Source organism: Paraburkholderia sp. RL17-347-BIC-D, assembly GCF_046027915.1.
In the GTDB taxonomy this organism is placed as follows: Bacteria; Pseudomonadota; Gammaproteobacteria; order Burkholderiales; family Burkholderiaceae; genus Paraburkholderia.
In genome coordinates this window covers 88669-103379 of the sequence record NZ_JARESS010000016.1, presented here as the reverse complement: position 1 = coordinate 103379, position 14711 = coordinate 88669, and the positions used below count along the sequence as shown (strand labels likewise).

Here is a 14711-nt window from a genome sequence, read left to right as displayed (position 1 = left end):
GCTCGGCGCGAGCGCTGCCCAACTTCGGCATCACGGTAAAAATGGCAATCGCATCAACAGCTTGCGGTTTTTGCCGGATAGTTATGCACAGATTTGCGAACAGAATCTGTTGATAACTTCTCCCGCGCGACGCCGCGGCCAAATGAGTGCTTTCAACCAATATGGCGGGTGTATGCTGAACCCGTCAGTTTGTCGTGCAGAGCACTCGACCACACCGCAAGCCGGCCGTGGCTCATTAGGATCAAAACCGCGCCGCGCGCTTTTCGCCTGCGGCGGCCGCGGCTTTTTAAAAGCGTGAACGCGATGGACAGGATGAACCCGGCGGCATCCATCGGGCGGTCGGATGAATGAGCCGCAGCGCTTCACGGTGCGCCACGTCAGTGTCTACCGCTACTCGGAACCCGTGCGCTTCGGCGAACATCGCATGATGTTCAGGCCACGCGCGAGCCACGATTTGCGGCTCGTCACGAACAAGCTGGTGATCACGCCCGCGCCGTCGCGGCTGCATTGGCTGCACGACGTGTTCGACAACTCGGTGGCGGTCGCGAGTTTCGCGGAGAAGGCGAGCGAATTGCGCTTCGACAGCGAAGTGACGCTCGAGCACTTCGAAGCGCCCATGCCCGACTACGCGCTCGAACCGTACGCGGTGAACTGGCCGTTCGCGTACACCAACGAGGAGGCTTCCGATCTCGTGAACGCGCGCAGCCGCCAGTATCCGGACAGCGACGTGGACGAGTGGGCGCGCCGTTTCGTGCCGACATCGGGTGTCGCTGCAAAGAGCGGCGAAGGCGGAAAAAACGGCAAAAGCGGCGGCACGGGCAGCGGCACGATGGCGCTCCTGCGCGCCATGACGCTCGAAATCAAGAGCTCGTTTTTCTATGTGCGCCGCACGGAAAAAGGCGTGAACCGTCCCGGCGACACCTTGCGCAGCCGCAGCGGCAGTTGCCGAGATTTTGCCGTGCTGATGATGGACGCGGTGCGCTCGCTCGGCCTCGCGGCGCGCTTCGTGAGCGGCTATATATTCGTGCCCGAGCATGACGCCACCCAAGGCGGCGGCGCGACGCACGCATGGTTGCAGATCTATTTGCCGGGCGCCGGCTGGGTCGATTTCGATCCGACCAACAGCATCGTCGGCAACCGCCATCTGATTCGCGTGGCGGTGGCGTGGAACGCCTATCAGGCGCTGCCGTTGTGGGGCACGTGGCACGGCGCGCCGCATTCGTTTCGCGGCTTGCAGGTGGACGTGAGCGTGACAGAAGGCGAATGACGGCGAAGCAAGGCGGATAAGAACGAATGAACGCACGCCGAAGGTCGCGGCGTGTCGAATTAAAACGCGTATGCGGGGAGTGCCGTTTCGGGCGGCTCGCCGTGCGCGTCAACTGAACGTTTCAACTGGAAGAGGGCGTTGCGATGAAATTGCGCGTTGGCTACGAGCTGGTCTATGAGTGCGTGCAACCGACGCCGATGATGCTGATGTTGAACACCCACTATTCGCATGCGAAAGAGGTGCTGAATCCCGATTTGCTGGTGGTCGATCCGCCGGTGCCGATCAGCCAGTATCGCGATTCGTTCGGCAATCTGTGCAGCCGGCTCGTAGCGCCGCCGGGAAAAATTGCCTTTTCGACGAGCGCGGTGCTGGAGGTGTCGTCCGAGCCGGAGATGCGCCCGCCCTACACCGAACAGCATCCGGTGGAAATGCTGCCTGACGATACGCTGGTGTTTCTGCTCGGCAGCCGCTATTGCGAAACCGATCTGCTCTCCGAATTCGCGTGGCAGACCTTCGGCAAGCTGCCGCTCGGCCGTGGGCGCGTGGATGCGATCTGCAATTACGTGCACAACCACATCGTGTTCGGTTACGACTTTGCGCGTCCGACCAAGACCGCATGGCAGGCCTGGCAAGAACGCAAAGGCGTGTGCCGGGACTTCGCGCATCTGGCGGTGGCGCTATGCCGGGCCATGAATATTCCGGCGCGATATTGCACAGGCTATATCAGCGATGTCGGCTTGCCGCCGCCGTACGCGGCGATGGACTTCGCCGCGTGGTTCGAGGCGTATATCGGCGGATGCTGGCAGACGTTCGACCCGCGCAACAACGCGCCGCGCACGGGGCGCGTGCTGATGGCGCGCGGGCGCGACGCGGCTGACGTGGCGCTCAGTAACGCGTTCGGGCCGACGCAGTTGCTAAAGTTCGCGGTGGTGTGCGAGGCTGTCTAGCTGCGTTGCGGATAAAGACCTAAAGCTGCCCGAGCGCTGCGCAACCCGCACTCGATATTAACAACGGCATTCAGGCATGCCGGTGCGGCGTCATTCCCCGAGCGCCAGCGCGCGCTTCCTTCGCACCAGCGCCGCGCTGATCGACACGGCCGCGCCGATGCCACCCATCGTCAGCGACAGGGTCACGATCAGCGGGCCGGTTTGCGTGCGCGCCGAGAACACGCTGACCAGCAGGCCGGCGAGCGGCTGTGTCATGTTGTTGAGAAGGATCACCACGCCGGTCGTCTTGCCGTAGTCCTGCGGCGGAATGATTTGCTGCCGCGCGCTGCGGATGTAGACGTTGAACATTTTGTCGAAGCCGACGATCAGCAGGAAGCCGAGCGCATAGCCCCAAGGCGCCGCGCTCGCGCCGGCGATCACGCCGCCCGCGCAGATCGAGACGAAGGCGACCAGGCCCAGGGTGCGCGCCGGCCATGCGGCGCGTGCGATCGTCAACAGAATCAGCACCGTGGCCACGGCGCCGGCGGTTTGCAGTCCGGCATAGTAGTGATTCGATTGCGCGTGAAGGCCGGTCACCATGGCGGCGGACGTGGCGAGCGTCACGCCGATCACCAGATTTTCGGCGGCAGCGAGCAGCACGACTTTCTTCAGGCCAGGCAGCACCAGCACATGACGCAGCGCGATGCGCAGCGGCAGCGTCCAGTGAGCCGGAGCCAAGGCCGGCGGCTCGGCGGCGCGAAAACCGCTCGCGCGTTGCCACAGCAGCAGCGCGCCATCGGCGAGGAGAAACAGCACGCCGGTTGCACCGACAACCCATTCCCAACGCCACAGGCCGAGCAGCAGCGCGGCGAGCATCGGACCGAGCACGAACCCCAACTGATCGGCCAATTGCGAGTAGGCGAGCACGCGCTGAAACTGCTGCGTGCTGAAGATTTGCGGCAGCATGACTTCACGCGCGACGAGACCCTGGCTCGTCAACACGCCGCACACAGCCGAGAGTGCGATCAACCAGCCGATGCCGCCAAATAGCGCGTAAGCGATTACGCCGCCGAAACACGCTAGCGCCCGCACGGTCTGGCTCACGCGCATCAATCTGAGCGGCGAAATGCGGTCGCACAACGCGCCGAAGAAGGGAAACACCAGATAGCGGGGCAGCGTTTCGATAAAGAACGCGAGCCCCGACCACGACACCTGGTGCGTGGTCTGAAAGACGACGAGCGGCACGAGAAACAGCAGGACCTGATCGGCGAGACGCGCGACAAACAGCGAGCAGAAGAAAGCCTGATGATTGACGCGCACCGTTCATGTCCCGCCGATTATGGGTCGAGACCGATCCTATCAAAGATAGCGCGCTCGCGCCCCTGGCCTGCTTGCCGCGCCGTGAATTCTCAATGCAACGGCAAGCAGGCCGCGCGCCGACGGCAGCGCGCGTTCAGGGTTGCACTTCAATCGCCGCGATAAGCCGCTTCGAGCGGCGCGATTTCCAGCTTGACCATATTCATCATGGCCTTCATCACGCGGCTCGCCTTGGCCTCGTCCGGGTCGCGCAGCATGTCGCCGAGCACGTCCGGCGCGATCTGCCACGAGACGCCGAACCGGTCCTGAAGCCAGCCGCATTGCCACTCCTTGCCGCCGTCGAGAAGTTTCGTCCAGTAACGGTCGATTTCCTCCTGCGACTTGCAGTGCACGAACAGCGAAATGGCCGGCGTGAAGGGGAACTGTGGGCCGCCGTTCAGCGCCATGAACTCCTGGCCTTCGATCTCGAACGTGATGGCCAGCACGCCGCCCTTCGGCCCGGGTCCGGCGTCCGTGTAATGCATCGTGGTGGCGATGCGGGAATCGGAAAACACGGACGTGTAGAAGCGGGCCGCATCTTCCGCATTGCCGTCGAACCACAGGCACGGCGCAATCTTTTGCATGACGTTTCTCCTCCTTCTCACCGGACGGACCGCGCCTTACTTCATGCAGTCCATGGCTTTCTGGATTTCTTCCGGGCTCAGGTCGCGCTTGTGCGTGGCCAACGACCAGCTATGGCCGAACGGGTCTTTCACCTGACCGTAGCGATCGCCCCAGAACATGTCGGTGACGGGCATCACGACGGTCGCGCCGGCGTCGACGGCCTGCTTGAAGCTGGCGTCGACATCTTCCACATAGTAGTGAATCGTGACCGGCGTGCCTTTCAGCGAATTCGGGCCGAACGACTGGTGCTCGGGCCATTCGTCGGTCAGCATCAGCATGGAATCGCCGATCTTCAGCGTGGCGTGCATGACCTTGCCGCCGGGGCCAGGCAGGCGGACCTGTTCGACGGCGTTGAAGGCCTTGGTGTAGAACGCGATGGCGTCCGCGGCGTTGGCGCAGATCAGATACGGGGTGAGCGAGTGCATCCCGTCCGGGATCGGTTTGACAGCGTTGCTGGACATGACGGCGACTCCTTGAGGTAACAGGTTCGTGAGGTGAAAGACCGACTCGTCGAGTCAGGTCTTCAACGTTACGACGAGTACATGACCGTTGAATCGACACTCCGGAAAAAATATTTTTGGTCCGGGCGTACGGCGCGCGCCCGGGCGCCTGTTTCAACCAGCCGGATTGTCCTCGTCCGGCGGCGCGGCGGACGGCGCCGGGGTGCCGCCACGCGGCGCGCCGAGAATGCTGATCTGGAACGTCGGCGTCGCCACGAGCGATTGCAGCGTGGCGTCTTCGGGAATGTGTTCGAACAGCGGCAGAATCACCGAGCCGCCGATCACCGCGCGCCGGCTATCGTCGGCGGGCCGCAAGCCCCATACGTCCTGATAGACGACCGGCACCGCGCTGCCGTTGCGGGTGGTGTTGCCGATATACAGCATCACATGGCCGCCGATGTAGACCAGCGTGCGCAACGGCTCGCCGTGCTGCGCCAGATAGTCGAGCCGCTGGGCGGGCGCGGACGACGACAGGTCGATCATGCGGCCGGCGTTCATCTGCGTGGACGAATGGCGCGGCAGCCAGACGCCGAACGCGGCGAAGATGCTTTGCAGTTCCGACGAACAATCGTTGTAGAGGCCGCTATTGCCCCAGCCGTAGGGGCGGCCGATCAGTGTTTTCATCAGCATCGCCAGATGGCGCGGCGTCGCGGCGAGCGGCGTCGGCGCGATTTGCGCGTCGCTCAGGGCGGCGGTGCGGATCAGTGCCTGGCCGTCGGCGTCGCGCGCCGGGACGAGCACTTGACGCGCAACGGCCGGCTCGGCTGTGTTGCCGGTGTTGCCGGGGTCGCTCGCCACGGGTTTTGCTTGCGCCGGCCGCGCGGCGCTGGCAGGGACGATCGGCAGCAGCGTGCCGGCCGGCGCGTCGAAGCGGAACACGCCGCGGCTGTCGCGCACCGGCGCCGACGCCACGATCACCGCACCGAGCGATTTGCCCGCCGCGGCGCGCCATGTATCGACGAAGCGGTCGTCGGCCATGCCGACACCGTCGCTGCGCACCCAGCCCTGCACGTCGGGCGTCTGCACGTAATGCCACGCGCCGTCGAGGCTGCTGCCGAGCACGTACAGCGGCGTGCCGGGCCGCACGGCCGAGATCTGCAGGTTGTCGAACGGATAGCCTTCGCCGGCCAGATGATGGTCGTAGAACGATGGGTCGGTGGTCGGCAACTCGCGCACCATCAGGTTGCCGGTCGCGATTGCGCGGCGCTGCGGCTGATAAACGGCGATCTGCGTGAACTGCGCGACGTTCATGTTTTGCGCGATGGCGTCGATCCATGCCTTGTCGTGCGGTCGGAAATTTTCGCCGTAACCGATGTCCGCGCCGCTCTTGCCGGTATTGTCGAACTTGCCGATGCGCCGCTGCTGCAGTGCCGCAATGTCCGCGCCTTGCTGGCGATACACCAGCATTGTCACGAAGTTGACATTCCACGGCGAGGGCGCCGCGGTGCCAGTGCCGAAGTAGCGCGCGTACAGGGCCTTGAAGTGCGCCTGCTGGTCCGCGGGACTCAGGAACGGCTGGTCGTAGCCGGGGCTGTCCGGTTCGAGCCAGTGATCGACGTCCTGATCGTAATGTGCGATGGGGAAGAGCGTGACGGTGTCGACCGGCGCGTGCGCGTCGTGCGTCGGCGACGGATTGCTGCAGGCAGTGATCGCCGCGAGCGCGGCACACAACGCGGCGGCGCGGCAGGCGTTCGGCCAGGCGGCGAGGCGGGATAGAACGGCAACGGGCATGAGGTTCGGCGAAGAAGGTCCAGGGCACGATGATACGGTGTCGGCGCATTGTGCAGCATGTCGTACCGGCGCCGCGTTTGCACTCCCAAACACAACGCTTATGTGGTTTCATTGGGGTTCGCGTCGTCCATAGCGGCTGCGCGATACCGCGCTTCACGCGCAGGCTGCCGCAGCCGGCGAGCGTTCCACCACGCTCACTGCTTAACCCCAACGCATGGCCTCGAAAGAACGCTCGCTCGAGGCCGCCCAACCAAGGAGAACAACATGCAAACCAGCGCACGCAATCAATTCGCCGGCGAAGTCACCGAACTCAAACATGGCGCCGTCAACGACGAAGTCACGCTGCGCACCCAGGAAGGTCTCGAGATCGTGTCGATCATCACCCACGGCAGCGCGACGTCGCTCGGCCTCGCGGTGGGCAAGAAAGCCTTTGCGCTGGTCAAGGCGTCGTCGGTGATCCTGATGGTCGACATCACGAAGGACCAGGTGTCGGCGCGCAATTGCATCGCCGGTACGGTGTCGGCCGTCACGAAGGGCGCGGTGAATTCCGAAGTGTTGATCAGCGCCGGCGGCGCGCAGATTGCGGCGATCATCACCAATGAGAGCGTCGATCGCCTCGGCCTCGCAAACGGCAAAGCGGCGACGGCGATTTTCAAGGCATCGAGTGTGATCATCGGCGTCGATCAGTAATCGTCGTGTGGTTTTGCCCGTTGGCTTCATGTCCGCGTGGACGCCGACGGGTCTGACGGAACTGCAAGGAAAGAGGGCTTTGCTTCGTGCACCTTGCGCCGCGGCGCCGGCGCGCGCCGTGAAGGAAACCGCGGCTTGCTTTAAACTGCACGACTCGCTGTTCCTCTTTCCGCTTTCATCACGGACGCCGTCATGTTCGAAGTCTCCTCCGCCTCGCATCTGCCCAAAGCCGCGCACTACGAAGAGCTGGTCGCCCAGGCGCGCTCGCTGCTCGCCGACGAAACCGACTGGATCGCCAACGCCGCGAATTTTTCCGCCTTCGTGTTTCATTCCCTCAGTGATCTGAACTGGGCCGGCTTCTATTTCCACGACGGCCGCGAACTGGTCGTCGGACCGTTCCAGGGCAAGCCCGCTTGTGTGCGCATCGCGCTCGGCAAGGGCGTCTGCGGCACGGCCGCGCAAACTCGGCAGACGCAAGTGGTGCGCGACGTGCACGAGTTTCCCGGCCATATCGCCTGCGATTCGGCGTCGCAATCGGAAGTCGTCGTGCCGCTCGTCGCGCCGGACGGCACGCTGATCGGCGTGTGGGATGTGGACAGCCCGATCGTCGCGCGCTTCGACGAAGAAGACGCGAAGGGCATGGAAGCGCTGTGCGCGGTGTTCATCGAAGCGGCGTTGCCGCGCGCCGCGTAAAAAGCACGGTAGCGGTGCGACGGCACGCTATGCTTTTCCATACATAGAGTCAATGCAGTTCAGGGGATGGGTCGGCGGACCTCATCCCGCTATCGTTCTCTCCAACGCGCTCGAGACAGCTCATGAGCGCGACGAACCCCCACCAGGTTTTGGAGACACGCATGAGTTCCGCCACTGCTTTTGCCAACGCTTCGGCCACCACCAGTCCGCTGACATTTCAACGTTCCCCCGCGTTACCCCGCAATTGCACGTTCGATAGCCACGATTGGGAGATTCTCAGCCGCTACTGGCATCCGGTGGCGTTCGCCGCCGAAGTCACCGACAAACCCATCAGCGTGACGCTGCTCGACGAGCCGCTCGTGGTGTTCCGCTCGAACGGCCAACTGGTGAGCGCGCGCGATATCTGTCCGCATCGCGGCGCGCCGCTCAGCCAGGGATGGGTCGATAACGGCAACATCGTGTGCCCGTACCACGGTCTTGCCTATAATAGCGAAGGCAAGTGCAAGCACATTCCATCGCAAACGGACGGCCCGATTCCCGAGCGCCTGCATCTCGTCACTTATGCGACGCAGGAAGCGTACGGACTCGTGTGGGTGTCGCTGGGTGGCGGCACGGAAGCCTTGCCCGCATTTCCGCACTGGAATGATCCCGACTTCCAGCAGATCCTGCCGCCTTCGATCGACATCAACGCATCGGCGGGACGGCAGACCGAAGGCTTCATCGACGTCGCGCATTTTGCGTGGATTCACCACGACAGTTTCGCCGACCGGCACAACCCGGTGGTGCCGCAGTATGGCCGTGGGAGGCGTGAACTAACCCATAACAATCTTCCGTCTGACCGACCTCACTTTGTGATCGCTCGGTGTCTGAAAGGGGCCGGTCACCTCGAAGGTATCCGATGATTGCATTCGCGCCGCAAGCTCTCTCGCTTGCTGCTTTTTTTGCCGACAAGGATAGTACGGCGTAGGCTGGAAAAGTTTGCTTAGGAAGCCAGATATTTGGCGACGCTCATGAAGGATCGAATATCCTGGCAATAGCGAGCCTCGTATGACGCACGCAAGCGCGAGCGAGCCGGTCGGGAGGATTGGGGATTACACCAAGGGAAACGATTGGCGCGATGAATGGGGGCTCGCGAATTCGGCGAGGGCACGAAAGCCCGTTATCATACGCACGGTTGCCCGAAACATCGGACCGGATCTCGGGGTTTCGCTATTTGCGCCCGCGCGCAAGAATACGTCCGATCGCTTTCACTATTCAGGAAAAAACAAAAGGCCGGCGCGATGCAAGTCCCCCTCTACGCCGACATGCGTACGCGCGATGCCGCGCTTGCCTCGGCGCCTTACGGCATGTTCATCTGCACCGCGGACGGCACGTTCGAGACCGTCAACGCCGCTTTCGAAAAGCTGACTGGATTTGCAGCGGAAGAACTGATTGGCCGGCGGACTTTCGAATCATTGTTCGATCCCGCCGAACTCGCCAAGCGTCGCGCCGAGCTGTCGCCGCTTGCCACGGTGACTTCGCGCTATGAAGCCGAATGGAGTTTTTTGCGGCGCAACGGCACGCCGGTTCGCGTGGTGCTGGCGTTGGCGCCGCTCATCGCCGAGCCCGCGCATCTGGGTGGCCTCGCCAGCAGCCCGGCGCGCTACGTGGGCATCGCCATCGACATGACGCGTTACGCGCAATCGGAAGCGCGCCTCTGGTACGTCGCGCATCACGACGGCGTGACCCGTCTGCCCAACCAAACGCTATTTACTGAGCGCCTGGAACTGACGATCGCGCGTTGCCAGCGTAGCGGCAGCGGTTTTACCGTGCTGATCGCCGAGCTCGATCATCTGCGCAAACTGCGTGATGCGCTCGGGTTGCATGCGGCCGAACTCGTGCTGCAGATCGTCGGTGAACGCTTGCGCGGTCTCTTTCCGAACGACGGCACGATCGCCTCGATCGGCGGCACGCAGTTCGCCTTGCTGGTCAACGAAACCGGCGCGGCCGCCGATGCCTTCGCCGCCGAAGCGCTGGGCCGCATCGCCGAGCCGATCGACTACGCCGGCACTGCCTTGAACATTACCGCCAGCATCGGCATCGTGGCTTATCCGGCCGACGGCGGCGATGCGCCTACGCTGATGCGTCGCGCGGGCGTGGCGTTGTCGGCTGCTTCGGCGGTGAACGGCAATGCGGTGCGGCGGTTTTCCACCGCGCTGGAAGGTCAGGCGGCGCGCCGCTTCGAACTGCAAACCATGCTGCGCGATGCGATCGAGCGTCAGCAATTGCATCTCGTGTATCAACCGCAGGTGACGCTCTCCAATGGCCGCATCGCGCAAGTGGAGACGCTGCTGCGCTGGAACCATCCGCAGCGTGGCTTGATCAGTCCCGTCGAATTCGTGCCGGTCGCGGAGGAGGCGGGGTTGATCGAGCAGATCGGCGAATGGGTGATTCGGACCGCGTGCCGCGATGCAGGCAAATTATTGAGGCTGACCGGCACGTTGCCGCGCTTCGCGGTGAACGTGTCACCGCAACAGTTCCAGCGACAGAATCTGTTCGAGACGATTCGCGAGGCGTTGGAAGATGCCGCGCTCGACCCTTCATACCTCGAGGTGGAAATCACCGAGGGCGTTTTGCTCGGCGACACCGAACAGGCTGTGCAGACACTTTTTGCGTTGCGCGATCTGGGCGTGGAAGTCGCGGTGGACGACTTCGGCACCGGCTATTCGAGCCTTGCGTATCTGACGCGCTTTCCGCTGAATCGCCTGAAAATCGACCGCTCGTTTGTGATGCGCATGAGCACCGATCCGCAATGCGCGGCGCTGGTCGGCGCCATCATCGCGATGGCGCATGCGCTCAACCTGCGCGTGACGGCCGAAGGCGTCGAAACGGCCGAGCAGGCCGCGCAACTGGAAGCGCTCGGCTGCGACGAAGCGCAAGGCTTCTGGTTCTCGCGTCCGATCACCGTCGCGGCACTGCGTAATTTGCTGAGGCCGTTGGGCACTCTTTGACGCGTAGGTTTGCCGGCGGCATGGATGCATGCTCACACGCATGCTTAGCCATCCCTATCAATTCTTGACCCGATGCAATGCATCGCCGCGATGAACGGCATGCTTGCCACTCTTCTCGCTTTGTACTTCGTAATGTGGGTCAGATGTCGACGCATCGACCGTTCTGCCGTCCATAGTCGTATGGGTAGAAATGACACGCACGATCTTGCCGTGCGTGACGCCTTGCGGCGTGTTCCAACTGACACGGTCGCCAGTCTTCAAATGTTGGGACATGTGGTGCTCCTTTGCCCGTGCTAACGACAGCGTAAACTCCCTTGCTGTAAGGCTTTGCATGATTGCACTGCCCCTGTTCGCATGTTCGAGCAAGCAGCGTGCCTCTGTGCATGAAATGTAAAGGGCGGGAACGTATCCTGCTTCGTTGCGTCAAGACTCCTATACCGTAACGGAACGAAGACTCAAGATGAACGATCTCCTCGCGCGACTCTTTCACTTCCAGCCGTCGTTGCTCGTCACGCTGACGCACGACGCCCTTCATATCGTGCTGGCCGTGCTGATCCTAGTGATTGGCTGGTGGCTCTCGAATCGCGTCGGCGCGATGGTCGCCCGCGCGCTCGCGCGCACGCACGCGGATCCGACGCTCGCGCCGATGCTGGCGGCGATGAGCACCTGGGCCGTGCGAGTGCTCGTGTTCATCGCGGCGCTCAGCGAAGTCGGCATCGCGACCGCGAGCGTGCTGGCGGTGCTCGGCGCCGCCGGCCTCGCGATCGGACTCGCGTTGCAAGGCACGCTGCAGAATATCGCGGCCGGCATGATGCTGTTGATGTTGCGGCCGTTTCGCGTCGGCGATGTGATCGAAGGCAGCGGCGCGGCGGCCGGCATCGTGCGCGAAGTGGGACTCTTCACCACGCGCATTGAGCGCGGCGACGGCAACGCCGTGTTCGTGCCGAATAGCCAGATCTGGAGCAATCCGGTGATCAACTACAGCAGCGGCGGCACGCAGCGCATTGAGGTCGAAGTGGGTCTCGCGCAGCGCAAGGACGTCGACGCCGCGATCGGCGAATTGAAGAAGCTGGTCGCCGACGAACCGCGCGTGCTGAGCGGCGCCACGCTCGCACCGATCGTCACGGTGGCGGACTATCCGGACGATGGCGGCGCGACGCTGCGCATTGCGGCGTGGGTGCGCACACCGGACGCGTCGCTCGCCAGCGGAGACCTGCACGAGCACGCGCAGGCCGCGCTTGAACAGGCGGGCTGCCCGGTCGCGGCGTAGGCCGCCGCGCGGCATTTACCGGGGCCTTTTATCGTTCGCCCGCGCTGCTATAGCGCACGAGGCGCCTCGTGCAAAACGCGTCTCGCCCAAGCGGCTGTATAACCCGCAGTCCGGTCATTCATATTCAACCGGACTTGCCTGGCCCGGCGCCGATATGCCGACTCAGTGCAGGCGCGGATGGGCGAGGAAGAATCGCACCATTTCCGCGGCGGCGTCGGGACCGGACGGGTCGGTGTACGAACCGTGCTGACTGCCGCCGGACCACGCGTGACCCGCGCCGTGAATCGACCAGGACTCCGCTTCGACGCCGTTGGCCGCCACGTGCCGTTGCTGTGTATAGGAGCGCCGGCCGCTTGCAGCGCCGGATTGCGTGCTGACGGTGGTGGTGCTGGCGTCGAAGGGCGCAACGATCTGCGCCGCGCTCGACGGATGGACTGTCGTGTCAGCGTCGCCATGAAACACGATCAGCGGACGTTGCGGCGCGGCATGTGTGCGATTGCGTGGCGCCTTGCCGCCTTTCATCGCGGCGAGCGCCGAAGGCAGGCCTTTTGCGCATCCATAGGCGAGGCCAGAGTGCACACCCGCTGCCGCATAAAGATCGGGCGACGTTTTCAGCATGACGTCCGCCATCGCACCGCCCGCCGACAGACCCGCCACATACACGCGCGCCGGATCGACGCGATAGCGCGCCATCACCTCGCGCGTAATGCCGGCGATCAAGGACGGTTCGCCTTGATCGCGTAGCTGATCGGCAGGTTTGAACCAATTCCAGCACTTCGAATGATTGGCCGCTTGCGCCTGATTCGGATACACGACGATGAAGCCGTGACGCTCGGCCATTTCGTTCATGCGCGTGCCGGCGGCGAAGTCGTCGGCGTTCTGCGTGCAGCCGTGCAGCATCACGATCAGCGGCAATGGTTCGGTCTTGTAGACAGCGGGCACGTAGAGCTTGTACTGGCGTTGTCCGGCTGCGTTGCTGAACGTGTGCGTGCTGAAGGTGCCCGGTGTGTCGGCGTCGAAAGTCGGCGCGGCAGGGGCGTGCGGAGCGGGGCTCGCTGGCGTTTGCGGCTGCGTCCACGCTTGCGCCCATTCGCTGGCATTCGAAGGCGTGTGCGGTGTTTGCACCGGGTCCACGTGGACATTGTTCGCGTTGTGGCCCGAGAGCGCGCGCTGAACCGCCGCCGTCGCTTCTTTGGGACCCTTCGTGCGCAATAGCTCGAAGGCGTCTTTCATCGATTTCAGGAAGTCTTCGTTCATTTTCATGATGGTTTGTATTGCCTGTGTGGGGCGTGGTTGAGAGTCGACTGATGGGTCGCCCGTTCAGCCACGGTAATGAGTCGAGCGTCGCGCCTAGCTGATGCGGCCGGCGAGCGCCGCCTTGACCGCGGGCGACGCATGAAAGGCACCGAGCACCACCACCGATGCAATCGTGGCCGCCGCGAGTTCCGGCGGCACATCGGCTGCGATGCTGGCGAGGCCGAGCACGTGAATGTCGAGTTGTTCGTGCGCGGCCTGAGCGGCTTCGAGATCCTGTCGCGAGAAGTGCTGCAGGCCGAGCACCATGGCACGCCGGGTCACCGTTTCCGTGACGACCTGGGCGTGCACCGCGAGCTGGTTGCGGATCGCGGTGCGGATCAGGTCGGTGCGGTTCGAGTAAAAGCCTTCTTCGACCAATAGATCGATCTGGCCGAGGTCGATCGGGCCCAGGTTGATGGTGATTTTTTCGGTCTCGCCGCCTTTGGGGCGCGAGGTGTTGATGAGGTTGAGTTTGGGCATTTGCACTCCGGGAGGCATCTCGATACCATCCAATTAACATCCAGTGGGATGGTTATACGCCTATCGATAGGGTGCGGTCAATGAGGAAATTGGGGGTTCGTTCGGGAGTGGGTGTGGGCGCTAGGCTCGGCGGCGAGGCCTATCGCTTCAATGCTGGTTTGGGTTTGGTCACCGGATTACTCCCGGTGAGCTTTGCGGACCCCGCGACGGGATGGCTGGCGCGGGACGTCGGCTAGGGCAGTCTGGCTAGCAGCCGGTCGTATAGCGATGACGGCAGACGAATCGTTCCCAAGTCGGCACCGCTCTCGTCTCCGCCCTCGTAACGCGGTGCATCGCGTTCCCAATAAAGCCTGGCGGGGTCGTCGGTGTAGCTTCTATATGTTCTCTCAGCCAGAAGTTGCTGGCTTGGCTGCTTATAGAGCCGCAAGACAATTTGCGATCCAAGGTAACAGACGCGTGCCGTATAGCGGCCATCGGCCGATTGCGCATCGTCGCAGTCTATAGGCTTAACGATCGAACGTAGTCTCGCGCCGTCCCAATAGCTCCAAGCGGAAACGAATGCCGCCACAACGCAGACACCGACAATGGTTCGTTTGACCGAAGTCATTGCAATCAGTTTGGCCCGCTCATTGCGTCCGTCGCTGCTGGTAAGGCTCGGGTGCGGGCGGAATCGATAAGCCCGGCGGAGCTTTGTTCATCGAGATAATCAGATCTGGGACGGGAAGGCACCCGTTCTCAGCGTCACACCGGCTCCAGCGCCATAGAATCTTCTTGATTCTGTAATACGGGATTTTTCGTAATCAGCGGTCGACATGTTTGTTATTGCCGGGCAATTTTCGAGTTCCGATTAGTGGCCGTTCTCTCGTTTCCGTCATATCGGGAAAGCCA

At 63.1% G+C, this 14711-nt stretch carries 14 protein-coding genes; 7 read left to right on the top strand and 7 right to left on the bottom strand.

Features of this window, described 5'->3' with window-relative positions; translation table 11 throughout:
* Positions 1 to 343: 343 nt before the first annotated feature.
* Together P0D96_RS22380 and P0D96_RS22375 are read left to right on the top strand one after the other, a co-directional pair.
* Positions 344 to 1267, top strand: a complete 924-nt coding sequence (locus P0D96_RS22380) for a transglutaminase family protein (protein WP_132375322.1) — start codon at positions 344 to 346, stop codon at positions 1265 to 1267.
* A 143-nt stretch (positions 1268 to 1410) separates the two neighbouring features.
* The gene (locus P0D96_RS22375) at positions 1411 to 2214 is read left to right on the top strand and encodes a transglutaminase-like domain-containing protein (protein WP_132375320.1); all 804 of its coding nucleotides are present in this window, start codon (positions 1411 to 1413) and stop codon (positions 2212 to 2214) included.
* 90 nt (positions 2215 to 2304) lie between these two features.
* Here P0D96_RS22375 and P0D96_RS22370 read toward each other — a convergent pair whose 3' ends face one another.
* From P0D96_RS22370 to P0D96_RS22355, 4 genes are all read right to left on the bottom strand, one after another.
* Entirely contained in the window at positions 2305 to 3513 is a 1209-nt protein-coding gene (locus tag P0D96_RS22370) for an MFS transporter (protein WP_408315323.1), read from the bottom strand.
* Between the two features lie 146 nt (positions 3514 to 3659).
* Positions 3660 to 4133, bottom strand: coding sequence for a VOC family protein (locus P0D96_RS22365; RefSeq protein ID WP_408177996.1), 474 nt, complete (start codon positions 4131 to 4133; stop codon positions 3660 to 3662).
* 36 nt (positions 4134 to 4169) lie between these two features.
* Positions 4170 to 4634 carry a VOC family protein gene (locus P0D96_RS22360; protein WP_132375317.1) on the bottom strand — a complete coding sequence of 155 codons (465 nt, stop codon included), beginning with the start codon at positions 4632 to 4634 and terminating at the stop codon, positions 4170 to 4172.
* A 153-nt stretch (positions 4635 to 4787) separates the two neighbouring features.
* On the bottom strand, positions 4788 to 6404 hold the full coding sequence (locus tag P0D96_RS22355) for an SH3 domain-containing protein (protein ID WP_408315321.1): 1617 nt from the start codon (positions 6402 to 6404) through the stop codon (positions 4788 to 4790).
* A gap of 264 nt (positions 6405 to 6668) precedes the next feature.
* Here P0D96_RS22355 and P0D96_RS22350 point away from each other — a divergent pair, with 264 nt between their 5' ends.
* From P0D96_RS22350 to P0D96_RS22335, 4 genes are all read left to right on the top strand, one after another.
* Entirely contained in the window at positions 6669 to 7094 is a 426-nt protein-coding gene (locus P0D96_RS22350; protein ID WP_408177998.1) for a TOBE domain-containing protein, read from the top strand.
* A 192-nt stretch (positions 7095 to 7286) separates the two neighbouring features.
* Positions 7287 to 7787, top strand: coding sequence for a free L-methionine (R)-S-oxide reductase MsrC (msrC, locus tag P0D96_RS22345; protein ID WP_132375312.1), 501 nt, complete (start codon positions 7287 to 7289; stop codon positions 7785 to 7787).
* A 161-nt stretch (positions 7788 to 7948) separates the two neighbouring features.
* Positions 7949 to 8689 (top strand): Rieske 2Fe-2S domain-containing protein, encoded by a 741-nt coding sequence (locus tag P0D96_RS22340; RefSeq protein ID WP_408315319.1) that lies wholly within the window; start codon positions 7949 to 7951, stop codon positions 8687 to 8689.
* A gap of 378 nt (positions 8690 to 9067) precedes the next feature.
* Positions 9068 to 10777, top strand: a complete 1710-nt coding sequence (locus tag P0D96_RS22335) for a putative bifunctional diguanylate cyclase/phosphodiesterase (protein ID WP_408315317.1) — start codon at positions 9068 to 9070, stop codon at positions 10775 to 10777.
* A 57-nt stretch (positions 10778 to 10834) separates the two neighbouring features.
* Here P0D96_RS22335 and P0D96_RS22330 read toward each other — a convergent pair whose 3' ends face one another.
* Positions 10835 to 11050 (bottom strand): hypervirulence associated TUDOR domain-containing protein, encoded by a 216-nt coding sequence (locus tag P0D96_RS22330; protein WP_408287244.1) that lies wholly within the window; start codon positions 11048 to 11050, stop codon positions 10835 to 10837.
* Positions 11051 to 11237: 187 nt separating this feature from the next.
* Between P0D96_RS22330 and P0D96_RS22325 the strand changes: the two genes are divergently transcribed.
* Entirely contained in the window at positions 11238 to 12047 is an 810-nt protein-coding gene (locus tag P0D96_RS22325) for a mechanosensitive ion channel family protein (RefSeq protein WP_408315315.1), read from the top strand.
* 162 nt (positions 12048 to 12209) lie between these two features.
* Here the strand turns inward: P0D96_RS22325 and P0D96_RS22320 are convergent, their stop codons facing one another.
* Positions 12210 to 13310, bottom strand: coding sequence for an extracellular catalytic domain type 1 short-chain-length polyhydroxyalkanoate depolymerase (locus tag P0D96_RS22320; RefSeq protein WP_408315313.1), 1101 nt, complete (start codon positions 13308 to 13310; stop codon positions 12210 to 12212).
* Positions 13311 to 13397: 87 nt separating this feature from the next.
* The gene (locus tag P0D96_RS22315) at positions 13398 to 13823 is read right to left on the bottom strand and encodes a ribbon-helix-helix domain-containing protein (protein ID WP_408178002.1); all 426 of its coding nucleotides are present in this window, start codon (positions 13821 to 13823) and stop codon (positions 13398 to 13400) included.
* Positions 13824 to 14711: the final 888 nt, after the last annotated feature.